This window comes from Roseovarius sp. MMSF_3281 (genome assembly GCF_030733685.1).
GTDB lineage: Bacteria > Pseudomonadota > Alphaproteobacteria > Rhodobacterales > Rhodobacteraceae > Roseovarius.
Genome location: NZ_JASHIM010000002.1, coordinates 202,995 through 224,782, shown reverse-complemented (window position 1 = coordinate 224,782; position 21,788 = coordinate 202,995). Strand labels below are relative to the sequence as shown.

Sequence of the window (21,788 nt, the reverse complement as noted above, 5' to 3'; positions counted from 1 at the left end):
GCTTGCAACGAGGTCCCGGGTCAAGCCCGGGACGCCCAGCGCATTATTATGCCGCGGTCGGCAGGATCACGATTTCGACCCGGCGGTTCTGGCGCTTGCCTTCATCCGTCAGGTTCGACGCCACGGGCTGGTTCTCGCCCCGGCCATAGGTCTGAATGCGCCCGAAGGCCACGCCGCCATTCATCAGGACATCGGCCACGGCATTCGCCCGGCGCTCGGACAGCGCCTGATTATAGCTGGCAGAACCGGAATTGTCGGTATGGCCAATCACCTGCACCGTCGAATCCGGGTAGGACCGCAGGTTCTCCGCCACCGTCAACAGATCCGAGCGCAGCCCCGGATAGACGGTCGAACTGTCGACATCGAACAGGATGTCCTGCGGCATGGTCACGATCAGGCGGTCACCCGTGTTGGTGATCTGCACGTTGTCGTTGTCCAGCTCTCGGCGCAGCTCGGCCTCTTGCTTGTCCAGCGCATTGCCGACAGCGGCCCCGCCAGCCGCGCCAACCGCACCACCGATGACCGCGCCCTTGGCCTTGTCATCGCTGACCAAAGCGCCCAGACCGGCCCCGATCACACCACCAAGAACCGCACCGCCCTTGGTGTTCTTCCGCTGATCATTGCCCAGGTGCGCCGGATCGGTACAGGCCGTCACGGCCAGAAGGGACAGGCCCGACAGGGCCAGAATGGATTTCTTCGCTCGCATAATGTTCGCCTCGTGAAAATGGTGCCCGAACGCTCGGGCTTATGCGCAAAATAAGCAATCATCGCGCGTTCCCCAAGGCGAAACAGAGGGGAAATCGGCAGCATTTCGCGCATTTTCCGGGGTCAGGCCTCGGCGCGGGCACTTTCCCAGGCCAGAATCGCCCGCTTGACCGGCAAACCCCAGTGATAGCCGCCCAAGGCCCCTGACTTGCGCAAGGCGCGGTGGCACGGGATCAGGAAACTCACCGGGTTACGCCCCACGGCCGTGCCCACCGCGCGCACAGCGCGCGGGTTGCCGATGGCCTCGGCAATATCGGAATAGGTGGTCACATGGCCCGACGGCACCTGCAACAGGGCCTCCCACACCTTGATCTGAAAAGGCGCGCCGATCATGTGCAACGCGGCCTCGCCTCGCCCGGCGAAACTGGCCTCCACCCAAGGGGCGATCGCCTCGGGCGCCGCCTCGTAGGCGGCGGCGGGCCAACGCCCGGCCATATTTTCCCATGCCCAATCGCGGCCGAACTCCTCGGTAAAGGCAATGCCGCACAACCCGCGATCCGTCCCCATGGCCAGGGCCTCGCCAAAGGGGCTGTCGAACCAGCCATAGCGGATGGTCAGGCCCGCCCCCCGCCGGGCAAACTCGCCCGGGCTCATCGCCTCCCACCGCAGGAACAGGTCATGCAACCGCCCGGTCCCCGAAAGCCCCGCCTCGTGCGCGGCCTCCAGAACGGTGTGCCGCTCGGTCAACAGCGCCTTGGCATGACCCAGGCGCAAGTACTGCTGATAGCGCTTGGGGCTGACGCCGACCCAGGCCGAGAACAGCCGCTGGAAATGCGCCGGGCTCATCCCCATCCGCGCCGCCAGGTCCTCAAGCGATAGCGGCGCGTCGGCCTCATCCATCACCGCAAGCGCCCGGCGCATGACGTTGTAATGGTAACTTTGCTCTGCTGATGCCTCTGACATGGCCGATCCTTATCTGTCCGACCTCCATATTAAGCCCCCCGCGCCGCAACCGCGACCCGAATGTTGCGCATACCCGTCTTTCGGGGCATACGGTTTCCCATGGCCAAGCAGCTTGATTACCATACGATCCGCGCGATATTCACCCGCTTCCACGAGGCCGAGCCCGAACCGAAAGGCGAGCTTGACCACGTCAACGCCTATACCCTTGTCGTGGCGGTCGCCCTTTCCGCACAGGCCACCGATGCGGGCGTCAACCGTGCCACGCGCGAGCTGTTCAAAATCGCCGACACCCCGCAGAAAATGCTGGACCTGGGCGAAGAGGGGCTGATCGAACATATCAAGACCATCGGCCTTTACCGCAACAAGGCCAAGAACGTGATGAAGCTGTCGAAAATCCTCGTCGAGGACTACGGCGGCATCGTTCCCAACTCCCGCGCCGCCCTGCAATCGCTGCCCGGCGTGGGCCGCAAAACCGCCAACGTGGTTCTCAACATGTGGTGGCACTATCCGGCGCAGGCCGTCGATACCCATATCTTCCGCGTCGGCAACCGCACCGGCATCTGCCCCGGTAAAAACGTCGACGCCGTGGAACGCGCCATCGAGGACAACATCCCGGTGGATTTTCAACAACACGCCCATCACTGGCTCATCCTGCATGGGCGCTATCACTGCAAGGCGCGCAAACCGATGTGCCCCACCTGCATCATCCGCGACCTGTGCCAATTCGAGGACAAAACCATATGAAGAAATACCAAGCCGTCGGGATCGGCAATGCCGTGGTCGACGTGATCTCCCAGGCCGGCGATCATTTCCTAACCCAAATGGGCATCGACAAGGGCGTCATGCAACTGGTCGAACAGGAACGCGGAGAGTTCCTGTTCGACCAAATGCAAGACCGCACCCAGATGCCCGGCGGTTCGGTCGCCAATACCATCGCGGGGCTGGGGGCCATGGGCCTCAAGACCGGCTTTATCGGGCGCGTGCATGACGATGAACTGGGCCACTACTATGCCAATGCGATGACCGACGAGGGCATTGATTTCGTCAATCCGCCCGTGCCCAACGGCGAATTGCCAACCTCGCGCTGCATGATCTTCGTGTCGCCCGACGGCGAACGCTCGATGAACACCTACCTCGGCATCTCCTCCGAACTCGGCACCGACGATGTGAACGATGATGTGGCAGGCGCCGCCGAACTGCTGTTCCTCGAAGGCTACCTGTTCGACAAATCCAAGGGCAAAGACGCCTTCCAAGCCGCGGCGCGCGCCTGTCGCGCCGGGGGCGGCAAGGCCGGGATTTCCCTGTCCGACCCCTTCTGCGTTGACCGCCACCGCGGCGATTTCCGCAAATTGCTGGGCGAACTGGATTTCGTCTTGGGCAACGAACACGAATGGAAATCGCTGTTTGAAACCGATGACCTGGGCGCGGCACTTGAACAGGCGGCCAGCGAAAGCGGCCTTATCGTCTGTACCCGCTCGGGCCATGACGTGGTGATCACCGAGGGCGACGACAGCATCAGTATCCCGGTCAGCCCGATTGCCCCGCTCGATACCACCGGCGCGGGCGATCAATTCGCCGCCGGCTTCCTCTTTGGCATGGCCAGCGGCGCGCCCCTGGCCGTGTCCGGGCGCATGGGCTGCATTGCCGCCGGCGAGGTCATCACCCACTACGGCGCACGCCCGCAGGCGGATGTGAAAGCCCTCTTTTCGGCGGAAGGGCTGATCTGAGCAATCTCAGTGCCCGAGGCACCTGTCGGATTCGGGTATTTTGACCAAGAAAAAACCAAAAGATGCGCCCTTGCCCCATGACAGGGGACAAAGGGCGCACCGTGAAAGCATGCCTCGCCCGGCGGCGTCGTTCGGACCTTTGCCGATGCAAACCGAACCAGGCGCGGCGGCTTTTCCTTGGGCGGTCATCGGCTCCCCAGCCTGTACCGCATCCCCAGCCTAACCCCAGCATGGTTAACAAAGCGTAAGTGGCTTTTGCTTGGTGAAAATACCCCGGGGGAGTCGTTGAAAGCCGCAGGGTTTCAACGGCGGGGGTAGCGCCCCCGAATTCGGCGGAGCAAGCCTTACTCGCCCAGCTTGGCATGCACCTCGTCAAGGTCGATCTCACCGATCGGCATCTTGTTCGAAGGGTCGTCGAAGTCGTATTTGAACAACTCAAAATCGCGGTGATAAATCTCTTTCACCAGGTGCATCGACAGGTCGTCGAAATAATCTTCCACCGGATGCGCGCGCTTGGGCCCGTGCCCTTCGCTTTCGTTGAAACGCGGGATCGCCTGCAGATCGACATCATGTTTGGTCTTGATCGCGCCCAGAACCTCGCCCATCCCGTCATTGAAGGCTTCGGTCCAGAAAATCTTGTCGTAGGTGCCGCCATTCGCAATGAAGGTCGAGACATGGCCCGACATCGCCGACCAGTGGATATCCGGGTCCATCGGGCGCCGCCAGCGGATGGTATCGCGCGCAAACAGCAAGAAGCGGCGGAAACTCTGGATCTGGTCGAACTCCTGCTTGCCATCCTCGCCGCCCACTTCGATCCCGTATTTCTGGATCAAAAGCGGCACCAGCTTCCCGCGATAGCGTTTGCCGTTCCGCTGGATCCCGCAGATCTTGTCGAAGAACGATGACAGGATCCGGGTATAGGGGTTGCGCACACAGGTGAAGGCATAGGAGGTATGGGTTTTCACATTCGCCTTGATCAAAGGCTGGCTGTCTTCCCGGGCCCATTTGTGAAGGCCGGTTTCGGCATCGTGAATGTCACCGTCGAAAAACGCGCCATGATCTGAATAATACATGATCTGGCCGATGGTCGAACAGGCGCACTTGGGCACCACGCGGTAGACCACGCTTTCACTTTCGGTCATCCATGTTCCGGGAAATCCCATGCTCGCTGCCTCCGCGATAAAATCCCTTTTTCCGGGTTGATTAGTGTTTAACCCTTTAAAAAATACAAAGAAACCCTGTTTCTTCAGGGTCCATTCAGGACTATCAATGTAAACAACAGCGCAAACTAGGGTAAATTGTTTCGATAATGGCGAAAATCGCGTTCATACTTCTGTGCCACAAGGATCCGGACGCGATCATCAAACAGGCCAATATGCTGACCGCTGCCGGGGATTACATGTCGATCCATTTCGATGCCCGCGCCAAGCCCGAGCATTTCACCAGGATCCGCGACAGCCTTGCCGAAAACCCCAACGTCACCTTCGCCAAGAAGCGCATCAAATGCGGCTGGGGGGAATGGTCGCTGGTGCAGGCCACGCTTAACGCGGTCGAGGCGGCTGTCGATCAATTCCCGCGCGCCACGCATTTCTACATGCTGTCGGGCGATTGCGCGGCCATCAAATCGGCCCGCTATGCCCATGATTTCCTTGATCGCAACGATGTCGACTACATCGAAAGCTTTGACTACTTCGAAAGTGACTGGATCAAGACCGGCATGAAGGAAGAGCGGTTGATTTACCGTCATTTCTTTAATGAACGCACCCAGAAACGGCGCTTTTACACATCCTACAACCTGCAAAGGCGCCTTGGGCTGACCCGCAAGATTCCCGGGGATATACAGGTTCAGATCGGCAGCCAATGGTGGTGCCTGCGCCGCCGCACCATCGAATGGATCATCGACTTCACCCGCAGCCGCCGCGACGTGATGCGGTTTTTCCGCACCACCTGGATTCCCGATGAAACCTTTTTCCAGACCTTGGTGCGCCACCTTGTCCCGGCGGATGAAATTCGCCCCCGCACCCTGACCTTCCTGATGTTCACCGATTACGGCATGCCGGTGACCTTCTACAACGATCACTACGACCTGCTGCGCAGTCAGGATTTCCTCTTTGCCCGCAAGATCAGCCCCGAGGCGACGGAACTCAAAACCCGGCTTGGCGCGCTTTACGCCGACGACGAGGCCGAGTTCCAGATCTCGAACGAAGGCCGCAGCCTGTTCAAGTTCCTCAGCGGCCGGGGCCGCATCGGCCGCCGCTTCGCCACCCGCTTTTGGGAAACCGAAAGCACCCTTGGCCGCGATCGCGAATTGATGATCGTGATCTGCAAGAAGTGGCACGTCGCCAAGCGGCTGCTCGATAGAATCCGACAGCTCACCAATATTCCCACCGTTGAATACCTGTTCAACGAGGAATCGACGGCGTTGCCCGACCTGGGGGGTATTCAGGCCACGCTTGGCAAGCGCACGCGCCACCGCCGCGCCCTGATGCGGATGTTGTTCGATTACTACGGCACCGACCGCCTGATCGTCTGCATGGACCCCGGCAACCTTGATCTTTTGCAGGATTTCTGCGGCGACCGGTCCACCGTCAAGCTTCTGGAAATTCAGACGCAGTTTTCCGACGACTACTTGATCGGCCATGCCATGCGCGTGGGCCTTGCCGGGGAACAGACCCCGGAAGAAACGCTTGAACGGCTGTTGCCCACGATCCGCGCCGACCTGGTTTTCGAATCCGACCGTATCCGCGACGCCGAGTTTGAGAACCATAACATCCTGCGCGAAGGCAACGACAGCGATCAACACGCCCGTGCCATCGCCCCCTTTCTTGATGTTCCCCACGACAAGGCGCTAAAGATCGCGCAAACCGAACATCTCTTTGCCGATTAAGGACAGCCCGATGCCCTATACCTACGACGATCAGAATATCTTTGCCAAAATCCTGCGCGGCGAGATTCCCAATGACACCGTGCTTGAAACCGAGCACAGCCTCGCCTTCAACGATATCCAACCGCAGGCCCCGGTGCATGTGCTGGTCATTCCCAAGGGGCCCTATGTGTCCTACGATCATTTCGCGCAAAACGCCTCGGATGCCGAGATCGCCGATTACACCCGCGCCATCGGCGAGGTCTGTAAACTCAAGGGCATCGAGGATGGCGGTTTTCGGATGATCTCGAACGCCGGTGAAAACGGTGTGCAGGAGGTGCCGCACCTGCACGTCCATATCCTTGCCGGGCGGCCGCTTGGCCGGATGCTGGACAAGGCCTGACGCGTCCGGGCCCCCTCACCACATCTTGCCCGATACCGTCGGGCAAGACATCGGGCCTCATGGGTCAGGCGGCGCGCTTCTGTTTCGACAGCTGCACCGCCAGAATACCGCCCATGATCACCGCCACGCCCAGACCCTCGCGCAGGCCCAGTTGCTCGCCAAGGATCACCGCGGCAATCGCCACCCCAAGGAACGGGTTGAGAAAGTGGAAGGTCGCCGCCTTCACCGCCCCGATCCGGTTGACCAGCATGAACCACACCAGTGTCGCGGCCAAACCGGGAACAAGGGTGGTATAGGCAAAGGCGGCGATCAACGGCCAGCTCCAGTCGACGACAACTGTCTCCAGACTCACCGCCGCCACGCCAAGCGCCGCACTGCCCACCAGCATCTGCAAGCCCACGATCATCAGGAAATTCCCCCCCGACGTGGCCCCGCGCACCGCCAATGTGGCAAAGGTCAGGGCGATCACCCCGGCCACACACAGCGTCAGCCCGTACATATCCACCCCGCCGCTCAAACGCGCGCCCATGATGATGACGACCCCCAGAACCCCGGCCAAAAGGCCGACCATGCCCAAGCCGCCGATGCGCTCACCGAAAATCAGCCACCCGGCCAGGCCCACCAACAAGGGCATGGTCGAGGCGATAATCGCCGCAAGCCCGGCTTCGATGGTCTGCATCGCGACGAAATTCAGGCCAAGGTAAAGGGCATTCTGGCAAATCCCGAAAATCACCGTCGCCCGCCATTGCGCCTTGGTCAGGCGCCAGCTTTGCCCAAGCATCCGGGCGATCAGCACCCCCAGAAGCCCCGAGATCAGGAACCGCAGGCTCAGCGCCGTCAAAGGCGGCGCGGCGGCCACGATGATCCGCGCCGAGGTAAAGGCGCTCGACCACATCACCGCAAATGCGACTCCCATAACGACTGCGCGAATATCCATTGCTTGCCCTCACGTCCCGTAAGACGGGCTTGCCACAGCAGTCAGGGAATGGAAAGCCGTCAAACCACGGCGCGCAGCGCCAGCACGGCAAGGATACCCGCCAGCATGGTCAGCGGCAGATTACGGGTCAGCAAGGCAATCAGAACCGCAATCAGCGCCGCACCCCATTCCGCCGGTCCGCCCTGCAAAAGCTGAACCGCCACAAGCGACAGGATCAGGCACCCCGGCAAGGCGCTCAAACCCTGCGCCCAACCGCCCGTAGCCGGCAACCGACGGCCCAGCCAATACCCGCCAAGCCGAATGGCGAATGTGCCCCCGGCCAACATCAAAAGGACCAACCCGAAATCAGGCATTACCGCGCACTCCTGCAAATCCGGCCCCCAGACCGGCGGCCAGAACCAAGGCCCATGACGGTTCGATCCGCACCACCGTCACCAGGACCACGACCGCACCACCGGATATCAGCCAAGGCAGCAGGTCCGCCCGTGGCCCGCGCCAAAGACCGCGCAGGATAGCGATGAATGCTGCCGTAAAGGCGAAATCCATGCCCAGCGCGCGCGGCTCGGGCATGGCTTGGGCCAAGACGGCACCAAGCGTTGTCGAAGAAACCCAAACAAGCAACAGGCACAGCCCACCGCCGACAAGATACCAATAGCCCACCGCATGGCCCTGCCTCCGCGTGGCATGCATCAAGGCCCAATTCTCGTCGCTGGTCAGGTGAACGCCCAGCATCACCTGCCACCACGGGCGCGCCGAAAGATCCTCTCGCAGGGCGGCCGTCATCATCAGCAATCGCAGGTTCAAGGCCAACCCGGCCAGCACGGCGGTCATCGCCCCGGCCCCCGCCACGATGCGCTCGACAACCACGATCTGTGATGCCCCGGCAAAAACCAAGGCCCCCATCATGCCGGTCTGCAATCCGTCCATGCGCGCCTGTGCGGCAAGCAGGCCAAAGGCAAGACCGTAAATCGCAACCCCCACGGCCAAAGGCGCGATATCGCGAAACCCTTGTTGAATATCACTTTTCCAAGGCATGGGTGTTCCTTTCGCTCAAGGTTGGCTTTTCAGCCTCGTACGATATAATGAACACCCGTTCGTTCGTCAAGCCGAACAAGTGTTCGTTAAAGTGGACCCATGCAACCAAACCAAATGATCGCCGCCGCCATCACCCGGGAACGCACCCGCGCGGGCCTCAGCCTTTCGGCGCTTGCCACCCGGGCCGGAATCGCCAAATCGACGCTTTCGCAACTGGAATCGGCGAAGGGCAATCCAAGTATCGAAACGCTGTGGTCCCTTGCCACGGCGCTGGATGTGCCCTTCAGTTGCCTTTTCGAAACCCCGCAACCCGCCACAAGGCTGATCCGGGCAAGCGAAGGCACGGCCCTGCCATCCGATCAGGCCAACATCGCGGCAACGCTTCTGTCGGCCAACCCGCATGCCGCCCGCCGCGATATCTATCGCATGGCGCTTGAACCGGGCGAGGCGCGGCATTCCTGCGGGCATCCGACAGGCAGCATTGAACATGCGGTTGTCTGCACAGGGCGCGCCCTGATCGGGCCAGAGGGCAACGAAGTCGATCTTGCGCCCGGCGATTACTATGCCTTTCCCGCCGATACCGCCCACAGTTACGCGGCCCGCGCCCCCGGAACGGTCATATGCCTGATCATGGAAACGCGCTGAACACGGGACCGCGCCACATGAAAAGGGCCACCCACCGGGTGACCCTTTCGAAAACTCTCATGAAAGAAAGATCAGCCGTTCACGCTGTCCTTCAGTGCCTTGGCGATGGTCATCTTCACCACCTTGTCGGCCTCTTTCTTGATCTGTTCGCCGGTGGCGGGGTTGCGCACCATGCGCTCGGGGCGCTCGCGGCAATAGATCTTGCCAACACCCGGCAGGGTCACGGCACCACCGCCCGACACTTCGCGGGTAATGATGTTTACGATCGAATCCAGCGCGCCGCCGGCGGTTTTCTTGTCAGTGCCCATTTCTTCGGCCAGGGCCGCAACAAGCTGGGTTTTGGTCATCGGTTTTGCCATTTTCTGGTCTCCTGTTTCTGCCCGTTTCTTGGGCCTCATGCGCGTGATTTAACTGTATCTAGCGATTAAACACAACGAATAGTGGGCAAAGGCAACCCGATTTCATGCATTTTGTCACGATTTTCTTGGGATTTTCCCCTATAAAAAGGCCGTTTCCTCGAAACTCCGCAGTTTCCGGCTGTGAATCCGCTCCAACGGCATGGTGGCCAAGGTCTCCATGGCGCGGATTCCGATCATCAGGTGCCGGGCCACCTGCGCCTTGTAAAAATCGCTCGCCATGCCCGGCAATTTCAACTCGCCATGCAGCGGCTTGTCGCTGACGCACAACAGTGTCCCATAAGGCACGCGAAAGCGAAACCCGTTGGCCGCTATCGTGGCGCTTTCCATGTCCAGCGCGATCGCCCGGCTCTGGCTCAAGCGCTGCACCGGGCCGGTATGCTCGCGCAATTCCCAGTTGCGGTTGTCGAAACTGGCCACGGTGCCGGTCCGCATGATCCGCTTCAGGTCATACCCCTCAAGCTCGGTCTCATGCGCCACCGCCTGCTCCAGCGCGATCTGGATTTCCGCCAAGGCCGGGATCGGCACCCAGGCGGGCAAATCGGCATCCAGCACCCGGTCCTCCCGCAAATAGGCATGCGCCAGAACGAAATCGCCCAACTGCTGCGAATTGCGCAGCCCCGCGCAATGCCCCACCATGACCCATGCATGCGGGCGCAACACCGCGATATGATCCGTCGCCGTCTTCGCGTTCGACGGCCCCACCCCGATATTGACCAGCGTAATCCCCGACCCGTCGGCGCGCTTCAGGTGATAGGTCGGCATTTGCGGCAGCTTGGCAGGCACCCGCAAATCCCCGTCCGGGGCGGCGATCTCGGCATTCCCGGTCCCCACGAAAGAGGTATAGCCACTGTCCGGATCGCCCAGCACCCGCCGGGCATAGGCCTCGAACTCGCTGACGTAGAACTGGTAATTGGTGAACAACACGTGGTTCTGGAAATGGCCGGGGTCGGTGGCCGTGTAATGCTCCAGCCGCGCCAGCGAATAATCCACCCGCTGCGCGGTAAAGGGCGCCAGTGGGCCCACACCATCCGGCGCCGCCTGGAATATACCGTTGACGATGTCATCATTCGTCGTCGCCAGGTCGGGCACGTCGAACACATCGCGTAGCGTGAATTGCGCCGCGCCCTCCTGCGGGACGGTCATGCCCGGCTCATTGGCCACCGCGAAATGCACCGGCATCGGCGTATCCGACACGCCGATCTCGACCGGCACACCGTGGTTTTTCACCAAAAGCGCGATCTGCTGCTCAAGGTAATTGCGGAAAAGCCCCGGTCGCGTCACCGTCGCCGCATGGGTGCCGGGGTTGGCCACATGGCCGAAACTCAACCGGCTGTCGACCTGCGCATGGCTTTGCGTGGTGATCCGTATCTCGGGGTAATAGGCCCGCACCCGGGCCTGCGGCACATCCCCGGCCAAGGCCTGACGAAAGGCTTGGCACAGATGCTCGACCGCGCGGGTATAAAGCAACTCCAACCGCGCCACCGCCGCGCCCGCATCGCTGAATCCCTCGCGCGCGGGCACCTCGGGCACCAAAACCTGTGGATCGTCGCTTGCCATTCGTTTTCCTCTCGAACCCTGTCGCAAACCCACGTTGACACGCCCCCAAGGCGCAATCAACCTGACCGCGACAGGACAGCGGAGATCGCCATGGATTATGACACCGTCAGCCCCGAGGATTTCGGCGCCTCCCTGCGCGGTTTTGGCTTCAACATCCTTGTCACCGATGTCCCCCGCAGCGCCCGGTTTCTGGAAACCGTCTTCGGCATGACGGCCCACCGCCTCAGCCCGGATTTCGCCATCATGACCCATGGTGCGAACATCCTGCAATTGCACGCCGATGGCACCTATGCCGAAAACCCCTTGCTGGGCCTTCTGCCGGAAAACCCGCCGCGCGGGGCAGGCATCGAAATCCGGCTCTACGATTGCGACCCCGAAAAGGCCGCCCAGAAGGCAGAAGACGCAGGCGGCACCATCCTGCAACCACCGACCGACAAACCCCACGGCCTGCGCGAATGCTTCATCCTGTGCCGGGACGGGTACTGCTGGGTGCCGTCACGGCCGAAGGCATAGCCGCGCCGGTCCCGGCACCAAGGCTCAGGCCCCATTGACTTCCCCCGCGCCCTCCCCGACCCTTTCGCCAAACCGCGAAAGGAAACACCCATGAACGCACCGAAACAAACGGCCAACCTCACCCACTGGAATGAACGGGTCGATCTGGCCGCCGCTTTCCGCTGGACGGCCCGCCTCAACATGCACGAAGGCGTCGCCAACCACTTCAGCCTGTCGATCAACGACGATGGCACCCGGTTCCTGATGAACCCCAACCAGATGCATTTTTCCCGCATCAAGGCCTCGGACCTGATCGAGGTCGACGCCAACGATCCCGACACGCTGGACAAACCCGGCGCGCCCGATCCCACCGCCTGGGGATTGCACGGCGGGCTGCACCGGCATTGCCCGCACGCCCGCTGCGCCATGCATGTGCATTCCATCCATGCCACGGTGCTGGCCACGCTGGCCGACAGCAACCTGCCCCCTATCGACCAGAATTGCGCCACCTTCTTCAACCGCTACGTGATCGACGATCACTATGGCGGGCTGGCCTTCGAGGATGAGGGCGAACGCTGTGCCCAGTTGTTCGACGACCCCAAGAAAAAGGTCATGATCATGGGCAACCACGGCATCATGATCATCGGCGACACCGTGGCCGAAACCTTCAACCGCCTGTATTATTTCGAACGCGCCGCCGAAACCTACATCCGCGCCCTGCAAACCGGGCAACCCCTGCGCGTCCTGTCGGATGAAGTGGCCGAGAAAACCGCGCAAGAGTTGGAAAGCTACCCTGAACAGGACGAACGGCACTTGGCCGAACTCAAGGCGATCCTGGACGAGGAAGGCGATAAATACGCCAGTTGAACGAACTGGGCTAGGAGCCGCGCCATGGGCGGGCCGCGGCGCGGCGATCCGACGAACGGTATATAGCACTTTATCCTCGAACTGGCGCGTGACTGTCAGGTCATACAACAAAAGGAACCCAATCGCCGGGCCGTGGGGGCGGCCCGCCGATGGCGCGGCGGCGCTGCGCGCCTTGATTCCACGCCGGCGCAATTCAGACTTGCCGCTTCCCCCTTGTCTTTCGCCGCCAACTGCCCAATTCATCGCCCATGACCAAAACACTTCTCTCCTTCGGCCATGGCTATTCCGCCCGCGCCCTTGCCCGCCGCCTTGTTCCGCAAGGCTGGCGCATCTACGGCACCACCCGCAGCGCGGAAAAGGCCGAGGCGCTGCGCGCCGAAGGCGTAACAGCCGTGCTCTGGCCCGATGGCGACCTCGGCCAAGCCTTCGATCAGGCGACCCACCTGCTGATCTCCGCCGGACCAAGCGAAGATGGCGATCCAACCCTTGCACAATACCGCGACAAGATCACCGAAATCGCCCCCCGGCTGGAATGGGCAGGCTACCTTTCCACCACCGGCGTCTACGGCGACCACCAAGGCGACTGGGTGGCCGAGGACACCCCCCTTACCCCGTCCACCAAGCGCGGCAACCTGCGGGTCAAGGCCGAGGCCGATTGGCAATCCATCCCCGGCCTGCCGCTGCATACCTTCCGTCTTGCCGGCATCTACGGCCCCGGTCGCGGCCCCTTCGCCAAGGTCCGCCAAGGCAAAGCGCGGCGCATCGTCAAACCGGGGCAAGTCTTTAGCCGGATTCACGTCGATGACATCGCACAGGTGCTTGAGGCCTCGATCATGCGCCCCAACCCCGGCGCGGCCTACAATGTCTGTGATAACGACCCGGCCCCGCCACAAGACGTCATAGGCTACGCCGCAAAGCTTCTGGGCGCGCCCCTGCCCCCCGAAGAAGATTTTGAAACCGCCGAAATGACGCCCATGGCCCGCAGCTTCTATGCTGAATCCAAACGCGTCGATAACACCCGGATGAAAGACGAACTGGGCGTTAACCTCATCTACCCGGATTACCGCGCAGGGCTAAAGGCCCTCCTCACCGCAACCGCCGAACCCTGAGCGAGAAAGCCCGTCAGGGCTGCCAAGCACGCCTTACCATAGCGCGTGGAAATGATGCACCGGCCCATGGCCGTGCCCCACGTCCAGACCATCCGCCGCGCCGATGGCGCCGCTGATGTAATCCTTGGCCTTGGCCGCCGCTTGGCGCAGGTCATCGCCCCGCCCCAACCACGTCGCCAAACCCGACGACAGGGTACAGCCCGTGCCATGGGTATTGCGAGTCTCGTGCCGGGGCGCGCGCAGGCGGGTCATCCCCTCGCCTTCGCACAACAGGTCAACGGCCTCGCTGTCGCCCATATGGCCACCCTTCAACAGAACCGCCCGCGCGCCCATATCCAACAGCGCCCGCGCTTGGCCTTCCATCGCCTCCAGATCCTGCGCCTCACCTTCGCCCAGCAAATCCGCCGCTTCCGGCAGGTTCGGGGTAATCACCGTGGCGCGCGGCAAAAGCACATCGCGCAGGGCCGCCACGGCTTCGGCATGCAACAACCGGTCACCGCCCTTGGCCACCATCACCGGGTCCAGCACCACGGGCGCCGCCAAGCCCTCCAGCGCCCCGGCCACCGCCTCGATAATCCCGGCGGTGCCCAGCATCCCGATCTTCACCGCGTCCACCCGGATATCATCGCGAATGGAATTGACCTGCGCCGCCACGAACTCGGGCGAGATCAGTTCAACCCCCTGCACGCCTTGGGTGTTCTGCGCCGTCAGCCCGGTCAAGGCCGCCATGCCATAGCCGCCATTGGCCGAAATCGCCTTCAAATCCGCCTGTATACCCGCGCCGCCCGACGGGTCCGACCCGGCAATCGACAGGATATTCGCCACACGCTCGCTCATGCTTGCTCCCATTCCTCCAAAAGGCTCCGCGCCGCCGCCTCGGGGTCGTCCGCCCGCGCGATGGCCGACACCACGGCCACGCCCTCGGCCCCGGCCAGTTTCACCTGCCCCGCATCGCCCGGCCCGATCCCGCCAATCGCCACGGCGGGCAGGCCCGCCGCGCCGATGATCCGCGCCAACCCGTCAAATCCGATGGGGGCCGCATGGTCCGGCTTGGTCGCCGTCGCCCGCACCGGCCCCACACCGATGTAATCCACATACCCCGTCGGGATCGCCGCCACCTGGCTTTCGCGCTCGATCGACAGGCCCAATATCCGATCCGGGCCCAGCCGCTTGCGGGCGGCCACCACATCGCCATCCCCCTGCCCGATATGCAGCCCGTCGCACCCCGACCAGACCGCCACATCGACCCGGTCGTTGACGATCAGCTTCACGGCCTCCGGCAATGCCTCACGCAAACCGCGCGCAAGCTCCAGCATCTCGTCGTCGCTGGCCGCCTTGTCGCGCAACTGCACCACGGCGGCCCCTCCCCGGGCCGCCGCCATGGCCTGTTCCTCAACCGGCAAACCCGCGCCGGGGTCGGTGATGAAATAAACCGGCCCGATCATGCCGCACGCACCCGCGCCCCGGCGCTCAAGCCTTCGGGCGTCATCCCGTGCAACTCGTCCAGAAAGGCCACGGCAAAGCTGCCCGGGCCATCCGTCCGCGCGCCCGCGCGCTCCCCGGCCAACCCGTAATAGGCCAGCGCCGCAACCGTGCCCTCCAAGGCGGGTTGCCCGGCCACGAAGGCCCCCACGACCCCCGTCAGGGAACAGCCCAGCGCGGTGACCTTCGGCATCACCGCATGGCCGTTGTCCACACGATAGGCCCGCGCGCCATCGGTCACGAAATCCACTTCGCCCGTCACGGCCACGACCCCGCCGGTCTGCTTGGCCAAACCGCGTGCGGCCTCCTCGGCGGCCTCTACCGCATCGCCTGCATCGGCCCCCTGGCCAGCAGCCTCGGCACCCGCAACCGCCATGATCTCCGAAGCATTGCCGCGAATGACCGTCGGCTTCAACGCGACCAAACGGGCAACCGCCTGACGCCGAAACCCCGTGGCAAACACCGCCACCGGGTCCAGAACCCAAGGCTTGCCCGCCGCGTTCATCACCTGCGCGGCCTCTTCCATCGCCGCCGCCCACTCGGGGTCCAACGTGCCGATATTCACGGTCAGGGCACTGGCGATCCCGGCAAATTCCGCCGCTTCCTCGCGCGCATGCACCATCGCGGGCGAGGCCCCAGCGGCCAACATCACGTTGGCCACCACGTTCATCGCAACATAATTGGTGATATTCTGCACAAGCGGCGGCGCGGCGCGCATGGCCTCAAGATAGGTGCCGATCTTTTCCATCGTCATTCTCCTCTCCGCCGGTGGACGGCGGGGCAGCAGAACGCGACACGCGAAAAAGGCTGATCGGTCCCGCAACTTCCTCCGCCGGTATAATCCGGGTCAGGTTCAAAGGGTCCATCTCAGCCCCGTCCGGGGCGCCCCTGCCGCATCTCTAACCTATGGGTCCTGCCCGCAGCGTCAACCGCAAAGGCGCGCGATCAAAAATCAATCGCAAGGCCCTTTTTCTCCCAATCGCCATAGCGCACAGGCTCCAGCCCCTCGCGCCGTCCGCCCAATTCCTTGGGCAATGCCTGCGCCTCGGCCTTTTGCCGCCGTTCCTCGGCCTCGGCCAAGGCCCGCTTGGCCGCCTCTGGAAGGTCCTTTTGCTCGTCTGTCATGGGTTCTTCCTTTGCATCTTTCCCCCTGATATACGCCGCGCCACGCCCATGTCCAAGGAGAACCCATGCCGCAGCCCGCGCCAAACGCCCGCCAAAGCGCGGTTTACCTTCTCGATCAGGTGATCGGCGAAGGGCGGCTCATGTCCGATCTCATCGCCGCCGGCAAACTTGACCGCCTCGACCCCGCCGACCGCGCCCGCGCCCAGCGCCTTGCCAACGATACCCTGCGCGGCATCGACCGGGCCGACCGCTTGCTTAACCGTCACCTGCGCAAGCCGCCGCCGCTGCATGTGTTCAACATCCTGCGTCTTGGCACGGTCGAACTTTGCATGGGCGGCGATGCCCATGGCGTGGTCAACGATCTGGTGGGCCTTGTCGGGCGCAACAAGCGCTATGGCAACCTCAAGGGGCTGGTGAACGCCGTGCTGCGCAAGGCGGCCGAGGATGGCGCCCGCTCATGGAATGACCTGCGCCTGCCGCGACTGCGCAAATGGCTGCGCGATCCGCTGGTCGCCGCTTGGGGGGCCGGGCGGGTCACCGCGATGGAGCGCGCCCATTTCAACGGCGCCCCGCTGGATATCACGCCCAAGGGCGACGGCGCCCTTTGGGCCGAGAAACTGGGCGGCGCCTTGCTGCCCACCGGTTCCATCCGCCTGACCGACGCGGCCCAGGTCTCAACCCTTCCCGGTTTCGACACCGGCGATTGGTGGGTGCAGGATGCCGCCGCCGCCCTGCCGGTCAAAATCCTCGCCCCGCAACCGGGCGAGAAAATCCTTGATCTGTGCGCCGCACCGGGCGGCAAGACCCTGCAACTCGCCGCCGCCGGGGCCGATGTCACGGCGCTTGATCTCTCGCCGCGCCGGATGGAACGTGTCACCGAAAACCTCGCCCGCTGTGGCCTCAGTGCAAATTGCATCACCGGCGATGCCCTCGAACACACCGGCGGCCCCTATGACGCCATCCTGCTCGATGCGCCCTGTTCGGCCACCGGCACCATTCGTCGCCACCCCGATTTGCCCTTCGCAAAGGACGGCTCGGAATTCGGCGAGCTTATCGCATTGCAATCGGCCATGCTCGATCATGCCCTGACCCTCCTCAAGCCCGGCGGGCGGTTGGTGTTTTGCACCTGCTCGCTTTTGCCGGACGAAGGTGAATGTCAGGTTGACGAAGCGTGCGCAAGTCACCCCGACCTTACCGTCGACCGCTCCGCACTCGACCGCCCGGGCATTGACCCCGACTGGATCACCGAAGAAGGGGGCCTTCGCCTGCGTCCCGATCTCTGGCCCGATCTGGGCGGGATGGACGGGTTCTATATCGCCTGCCTGCGGCGCTGAATGGGGCAGGTTTCGTACGACTCGTACGAAACACATTTGCCGCCCCCCGATTTTCGTACGAAAATACCGGGGTAAGCGTACGACTCGTACGAAAATCTACCGTCGATCCGGCAATGCCACCAATCCAGCGGTGACTTGCGCGGCTCTGCGCGGTATAGTCCCTGCCAAACAGCGCCAAGAAGAGCGTCCAGAGGCAAGGCATATGTCACACCCCGCAAACCTGTCTGCGCGGCTCTCGCGCATCCTTGATCGTATCGAAGCCAAGCGCGCCACGCTCTCGCGCCCGGCCACTGCCTTTACCTATAATCCTGATCCCCGGACCATCGGCAGCTTTGCCCGTGGCCGGCAGCTTTGCGCCGGTAACTTCTTGTTTTCGGGGCATCTTTTACAAGAGCCCGAGACCAATATATGGGATCTGGACGCCCCTGATATCGACTACGCCGAGGCACTGCACGGCTTTGGCTGGCTTGATGACCTGGCCGCCGTGGGCGACCTTCCGGCCCGCACCCGGGCGCAGGATTGGCTATGGACTTGGATCGCCCGTTTCGGCCCCGGCCGCGGCCCCGGCTGGACACCCGACCTCACCGGGCGCCGCCTGATCCGCTGGATTTCGCACGCCCTTTTCCTGCTTCAATCGCGTGACCGTGAATCCTCGGACGCATTCTATAAGTCCCTGGCGCAGCAGACAATTTTCCTCTCACGCCGCTGGAAAGGCGCGCATCCCGGCCTGCCCAGGTTCGAGGCGTTAACCGGTCTTGTCTACGCCGGACTGTCTCTTGAGGGAATGGAAAGCCATGTTGCCCCGGCCCTGCGTGCCCTGTCGCGCGAATGCGAGTCGCAAATCGACTCCGAAGGCGGCATTCCAACCCGTAACCCCGAGGAATTGTTGGAAGTTTTCACTTTGCTGACATGGGCCGCCATGGCCCTCAGCGAAGCGGGACGTGCAGCCAGCGATGCCCATTGGGCTGCCATCGAACGTATCGCCCCCACCCTGCGTACCCTGCGTCACACCGATGGCGGCCTTGCCCGGTTCCACGGCGGCGGCCGCGGGTTGGAGGGCCGGTTGGATACCGCGCTTGCCACAAGCGGCGTCAAATCCCGGAAAACGGGAAAATTATCAATGGGTTACGCCCGTATCGGCGCAGGTCGAACAAGCCTGATCATAGATGCGGCACCGCCTCCAACCGGCAGCGCCTCGATCAACGCCCATGCCTCTACCCTTGCATTTGAACTCACCTCCGGCCGCCGCCCCTTGATCGTGAACTGCGGTTCCGGCGTCAACTTTGGCAAAGAATGGCGCCGCGCAGGCCGCGCAACGCCGTCGCACTCCACCTTGATGCTGGACGGACGGTCAAGCGCGCGCTTGGGCCAATCACGTAAAGATTTGGATTTGCTGGCAAAAACACCCACCGAGGTTCCCATCCAAATGGTGAAAGCCAGCGATGGGTTACGATTTGAAGGCGGGCACAACGGCTATGTCGGGGCCTATGGCCTGACCCATGCGCGCATCATCGACTTGACCTTCGACGGACGGGCGGTAGCAGGCGAAGATATACTGGCCACGGTGTCCGCCAAGGATCAAAAGCAGTTTGATAAGGCCATGGATATCAAGCGCTTAGAGGGCCTGCCCTTCGAGATTCGCTTTCATCTTCATCCCGAAGTCGACGCCTCGCTCGACATGGCAGGCACCGCGGTGTCCCTGGTACTCAAAAGCGGTGAAATCTGGATTTTCCGAACCGATGGCCGAACCAGGATCGCCCTTCAATCCAGCGTCTATCTTGAACGCACACGCCTCAAACCACGTGCGACCAAACAAATCGTTCTATCCGGGCGCACAATGGAGTATGCGACGCGCATACGCTGGTCACTGGCCAAGGCTCAGGATACGCCAATCAGTATCCGTGACCTTGCTCAAGATGAGCTTGAGCCCGACCTGATGACCGCCGACGACTGAACAGACAACCAATGCCAAGGATCCGCTGCCGATGACCGATCTCGCCCCCGTACGCCGTGCCCTTCTTTCCGTTTCCGACAAGACCGGACTGGTCGACCTTGGCCGCGCCTTGTCAGAGCGGGGGGTCGAACTCCTGTCCACCGGCGGAAGCGCGAAAACCCTGCGCGATGCCGGGCTTACCGTGCGCGATGTAGCCGATGTCACGGGTTTTCCCGAAATGATGGATGGCCGCGTCAAAACCCTGCATCCCATGGTTCATGGCGGGCTTCTGGCGCTGCGTGACAACGACGATCACGTCAAGGCCATGACCGATCACGACATCAGCGCGATCGATCTTCTGGTGGTCAATCTCTATCCCTTCGAGGAAACCGTGGCAAAGGGTGCCGATTATGACACCTGCATCGAAAATATCGACATCGGCGGCCCCGCAATGATCCGTGCCGCGGCCAAGAACCACGCCTTTGTCAACGTGGTCGTCGATGTCGAGGACTATCAGCCGCTTCTCGAAGAACTGGCCAATAACGACGGTCAAACCACCTATGCCTTCCGTCAGCACCTTGCACTGACGGCCTATGCCCGCACAGGGGCCTATGACGCGGCTGTCTCGGGCTGGATGGCCAAGGCACTTGATGAGGCCGCTCCGCGCCGCCGTGCCGTTGCGGGCCAGCTTGCCCAAACCCTGCGTTACGGTGAAAATCCGCACCAATCGGCGGCGTTTTACACTGATGGCGCCGCCCGCCCCGGCGTGGCCACGGCCCAACAGCATCAAGGCAAGGAGTTGAGTTATAACAACATCAACGACACCGACGCGGCCTTTGAACTGGTCAGTGAGTTCGCAACTTCGGATGGCCCGGCCTGCGCCATCATCAAGCACGCCAACCCCTGTGGTGTGGCCCGTGGTGCGACCCTGCAAGAAGCCTACTCCAAAGCCTTTGATTGCGACCGCACCTCGGCCTTTGGCGGAATCATCGCGCTGAACCAGCCGCTTGACGGCCCCACTGCCGAGGAAATCTCGAAAATCTTTACCGAGGTGGTGATCGCCCCCGGTGCCGATACCGATGCCAAGGCCGTGTTCGCCGCCAAGAAAAACCTGCGGCTTCTGACGACCGAAGGTCTTGCCGATCCTGCCGAGGCGGCACTTATGCTCAAACAGGTCTCGGGTGGATTTCTTGTGCAGGACAAGGACAACGGGCACCTGACAAAAGATGATCTGAAGATTGTCACCAAACGTGCCCCGAGTGAGGCCGAGATGACCGATATGCTGTTTGCCTGGAAGGTCGCGAAGCATGTGAAATCCAACGCGATCGTCTACGTCAAGGATGGCGCGACCGTTGGTGTGGGTGCCGGTCAAATGAGCCGTGTCGATAGCTGCCGTATCGCCGCCCGCAAGGCACAGGACATGGCCGATGCCTTGGGCCTTCCCGCACCGCTGACCCAAGGCAGCGTCGTCGCCTCGGATGCTTTCTTCCCCTTCGCGGACGGTCTATTGACAGCAGCCGAGGCCGGAGCGACAGCGGTTATTCACCCCGGCGGCTCAATGCGCGACGACGAGGTGATCGCGGCAGCGGACGAGGCTGGGCTTGCCATGGTCTTGACCGGCATGCGCCATTTCCGTCACTAAGCGTCGCATCATAAGCATAAGCGCGGTGGCCGGTCCCGGCCACCAGAGGCAGGAGAGCACAATGCGCACGGTATTCTGGGTGGCGGTCGCCACCTTCTTGGCCGATCAGGTCGTGAAGTACATCGTTGTTCACATGCTCGATCTGCCGCGTGTCATGGCAATTGATGTCTGGCCACCGTATTTGAACCTGCGCATGGCTTGGAATTATGGTATAAATTTCGGCCTCATGGCGCAGGATAGCCCCCTGACCCGCTGGACTTTGATTATAGTGGCCTTGGTTATCTCTGCCGCGGTCATCTGGTGGGTTCGGGTGGACCCGGCGGGCCGCTGGCAAAAAATCGCCGCCGGTCTTTTGGTCGGTGGGGCACTTGGCAATGTCGTTGATCGCCTGATCTATGGGGCGGTCGCTGATTTCATCAACATGTCGTGCTGCGGTATCGACAATCCCTACGCCTTCAACATTGCCGACATTGCCGTTTTCGTCGGTGCATTCGGAATGGTGATCTTCAACAGCGACAGAAAAAACGCCTCGTGACCTTGCCGTTCGGAT

The 21,788-nt window shown here is 62.3% G+C and carries 24 protein-coding genes and 1 riboswitch; of the genes, 12 read left to right on the top strand and 12 right to left on the bottom strand.

The genetic code is table 11. The features are described 5' to 3' along the window. Positions 1-46: 46 nt before the first annotated feature. Positions 47-706, bottom strand: coding sequence for an OmpA family protein (locus tag RBB32_RS03740; RefSeq protein ID WP_306151341.1), 660 nt, complete (start codon positions 704-706; stop codon positions 47-49). Between the two features lie 122 nt (positions 707-828). Next, positions 829-1,668, bottom strand: a complete 840-nt coding sequence (locus RBB32_RS03735; protein WP_306151340.1) for a bifunctional helix-turn-helix domain-containing protein/methylated-DNA--[protein]-cysteine S-methyltransferase — start codon at positions 1,666-1,668, stop codon at positions 829-831. A 99-nt stretch (positions 1,669-1,767) separates the two neighbouring features. Between RBB32_RS03735 and nth the strand changes: the two genes are divergently transcribed. Together nth and RBB32_RS03725 are read left to right on the top strand one after the other, a co-directional pair. Continuing rightward, on the top strand, positions 1,768-2,412 hold the full coding sequence (gene nth / locus RBB32_RS03730) for an endonuclease III (protein ID WP_306151339.1): 645 nt from the start codon (positions 1,768-1,770) through the stop codon (positions 2,410-2,412). Continuing rightward, positions 2,409-3,395, top strand: a complete 987-nt coding sequence (locus RBB32_RS03725; protein ID WP_306151338.1) for an adenosine kinase — start codon at positions 2,409-2,411, stop codon at positions 3,393-3,395. The genes nth and RBB32_RS03725 overlap by 4 nt, the downstream gene beginning before the upstream one ends. Positions 3,396-3,739: 344 nt before the next feature. Here the strand turns inward: RBB32_RS03725 and RBB32_RS03720 are convergent, their stop codons facing one another. Continuing rightward, positions 3,740-4,558 (bottom strand): sulfotransferase family protein, encoded by an 819-nt coding sequence (locus RBB32_RS03720; protein ID WP_306151337.1) that lies wholly within the window; start codon positions 4,556-4,558, stop codon positions 3,740-3,742. 146 nt (positions 4,559-4,704) lie between these two features. Between RBB32_RS03720 and RBB32_RS03715 the strand changes: the two genes are divergently transcribed. Together RBB32_RS03715 and RBB32_RS03710 are read left to right on the top strand one after the other, a co-directional pair. Next, complete coding sequence (locus tag RBB32_RS03715) at positions 4,705-6,282, top strand: DUF5928 domain-containing protein (protein ID WP_306151336.1); 1,578 nt, start codon at positions 4,705-4,707, stop codon at positions 6,280-6,282. 10 nt (positions 6,283-6,292) lie between these two features. Beyond that, positions 6,293-6,661, top strand: a complete 369-nt coding sequence (locus RBB32_RS03710) for a histidine triad nucleotide-binding protein (protein ID WP_306151335.1) — start codon at positions 6,293-6,295, stop codon at positions 6,659-6,661. A gap of 64 nt (positions 6,662-6,725) precedes the next feature. On the opposite strand, the gene RBB32_RS03705 is transcribed toward RBB32_RS03710, so the two are convergent. From RBB32_RS03705 to RBB32_RS03695, 3 genes are read right to left on the bottom strand one after another with little or no spacing between them, the layout of a single operon-like run. After that, positions 6,726-7,598 (bottom strand): DMT family transporter, encoded by an 873-nt coding sequence (locus RBB32_RS03705; RefSeq protein ID WP_306151334.1) that lies wholly within the window; start codon positions 7,596-7,598, stop codon positions 6,726-6,728. Between the two features lie 59 nt (positions 7,599-7,657). Then, a complete protein-coding gene (locus RBB32_RS03700) occupies positions 7,658-7,951 on the bottom strand; it encodes an AzlD family protein (RefSeq protein ID WP_306151333.1) in 294 nt (97 codons plus the stop codon). Beyond that, complete coding sequence (locus RBB32_RS03695; protein ID WP_306151332.1) at positions 7,944-8,633, bottom strand: AzlC family ABC transporter permease; 690 nt, start codon at positions 8,631-8,633, stop codon at positions 7,944-7,946. The genes RBB32_RS03700 and RBB32_RS03695 overlap by 8 nt, the downstream gene beginning before the upstream one ends. A 99-nt stretch (positions 8,634-8,732) precedes the next feature. On the opposite strand from RBB32_RS03695, the gene RBB32_RS03690 reads away from it, so the two are divergent. Then, on the top strand, positions 8,733-9,278 hold the full coding sequence (locus RBB32_RS03690; protein WP_306151331.1) for a helix-turn-helix domain-containing protein: 546 nt from the start codon (positions 8,733-8,735) through the stop codon (positions 9,276-9,278). 71 nt (positions 9,279-9,349) lie between these two features. Here RBB32_RS03690 and RBB32_RS03685 read toward each other — a convergent pair whose 3' ends face one another. Both RBB32_RS03685 and RBB32_RS03680 read right to left on the bottom strand, forming a co-directional pair. Then, complete coding sequence (locus RBB32_RS03685) at positions 9,350-9,637, bottom strand: HU family DNA-binding protein (RefSeq protein ID WP_306151330.1); 288 nt, start codon at positions 9,635-9,637, stop codon at positions 9,350-9,352. 138 nt (positions 9,638-9,775) lie between these two features. Then, positions 9,776-11,254: an AMP nucleosidase gene (locus RBB32_RS03680; protein WP_306151329.1), complete on the bottom strand. Its 1,479-nt coding sequence runs from the start codon at positions 11,252-11,254 to the stop codon at positions 9,776-9,778. 90 nt (positions 11,255-11,344) lie between these two features. Between RBB32_RS03680 and RBB32_RS03675 the strand changes: the two genes are divergently transcribed. From RBB32_RS03675 to RBB32_RS03665, 3 genes are all read left to right on the top strand, one after another. Next, positions 11,345-11,767 (top strand): VOC family protein, encoded by a 423-nt coding sequence (locus RBB32_RS03675; RefSeq protein WP_306151328.1) that lies wholly within the window; start codon positions 11,345-11,347, stop codon positions 11,765-11,767. A gap of 90 nt (positions 11,768-11,857) precedes the next feature. Continuing rightward, on the top strand, positions 11,858-12,613 hold the full coding sequence (locus RBB32_RS03670) for a class II aldolase and adducin N-terminal domain-containing protein (RefSeq protein ID WP_306151327.1): 756 nt from the start codon (positions 11,858-11,860) through the stop codon (positions 12,611-12,613). 248 nt (positions 12,614-12,861) lie between these two features. Then, positions 12,862-13,722 carry an SDR family oxidoreductase gene (locus RBB32_RS03665; RefSeq protein ID WP_306151326.1) on the top strand — a complete coding sequence of 287 codons (861 nt, stop codon included), beginning with the start codon at positions 12,862-12,864 and terminating at the stop codon, positions 13,720-13,722. A 33-nt stretch (positions 13,723-13,755) separates the two neighbouring features. On the opposite strand, the gene thiD is transcribed toward RBB32_RS03665, so the two are convergent. The 4 genes from thiD to RBB32_RS03645 all read right to left on the bottom strand — a co-directional run bounded on the left by thiD (position 13,756) and on the right by RBB32_RS03645 (position 16,329). Further along, the gene (gene thiD / locus RBB32_RS03660) at positions 13,756-14,559 is read right to left on the bottom strand and encodes a bifunctional hydroxymethylpyrimidine kinase/phosphomethylpyrimidine kinase (protein WP_306151325.1); all 804 of its coding nucleotides are present in this window, start codon (positions 14,557-14,559) and stop codon (positions 13,756-13,758) included. Beyond that, complete coding sequence (gene thiE, locus RBB32_RS03655; RefSeq protein ID WP_306151324.1) at positions 14,556-15,167, bottom strand: thiamine phosphate synthase; 612 nt, start codon at positions 15,165-15,167, stop codon at positions 14,556-14,558. The genes thiD and thiE overlap by 4 nt, the downstream gene beginning before the upstream one ends. Beyond that, entirely contained in the window at positions 15,164-15,952 is a 789-nt protein-coding gene (gene thiM / locus RBB32_RS03650) for a hydroxyethylthiazole kinase (RefSeq protein ID WP_306151593.1), read from the bottom strand. The genes thiE and thiM overlap by 4 nt, the downstream gene beginning before the upstream one ends. Positions 15,953-16,011: 59 nt before the next feature. Next, positions 16,012-16,104, bottom strand: a riboswitch (TPP riboswitch). A gap of 45 nt (positions 16,105-16,149) precedes the next feature. Beyond that, entirely contained in the window at positions 16,150-16,329 is a 180-nt protein-coding gene (locus tag RBB32_RS03645) for a DUF1674 domain-containing protein (RefSeq protein WP_306151323.1), read from the bottom strand. Positions 16,330-16,394: 65 nt separating this feature from the next. Between RBB32_RS03645 and RBB32_RS03640 the strand changes: the two genes are divergently transcribed. From RBB32_RS03640 to lspA, 4 genes are all read left to right on the top strand, one after another. Then, on the top strand, positions 16,395-17,663 hold the full coding sequence (locus RBB32_RS03640; RefSeq protein WP_306151322.1) for an RsmB/NOP family class I SAM-dependent RNA methyltransferase: 1,269 nt from the start codon (positions 16,395-16,397) through the stop codon (positions 17,661-17,663). A 202-nt stretch (positions 17,664-17,865) separates the two neighbouring features. Then, complete coding sequence (locus tag RBB32_RS03635; protein WP_306151321.1) at positions 17,866-19,617, top strand: heparinase II/III family protein; 1,752 nt, start codon at positions 17,866-17,868, stop codon at positions 19,615-19,617. A gap of 31 nt (positions 19,618-19,648) precedes the next feature. Continuing rightward, positions 19,649-21,238 (top strand): bifunctional phosphoribosylaminoimidazolecarboxamide formyltransferase/IMP cyclohydrolase, encoded by a 1,590-nt coding sequence (gene purH, locus RBB32_RS03630; protein ID WP_306151320.1) that lies wholly within the window; start codon positions 19,649-19,651, stop codon positions 21,236-21,238. 61 nt (positions 21,239-21,299) lie between these two features. After that, the gene (lspA, locus tag RBB32_RS03625; RefSeq protein WP_306151319.1) at positions 21,300-21,773 is read left to right on the top strand and encodes a signal peptidase II; all 474 of its coding nucleotides are present in this window, start codon (positions 21,300-21,302) and stop codon (positions 21,771-21,773) included. Positions 21,774-21,788 lie beyond the last annotated feature (15 nt).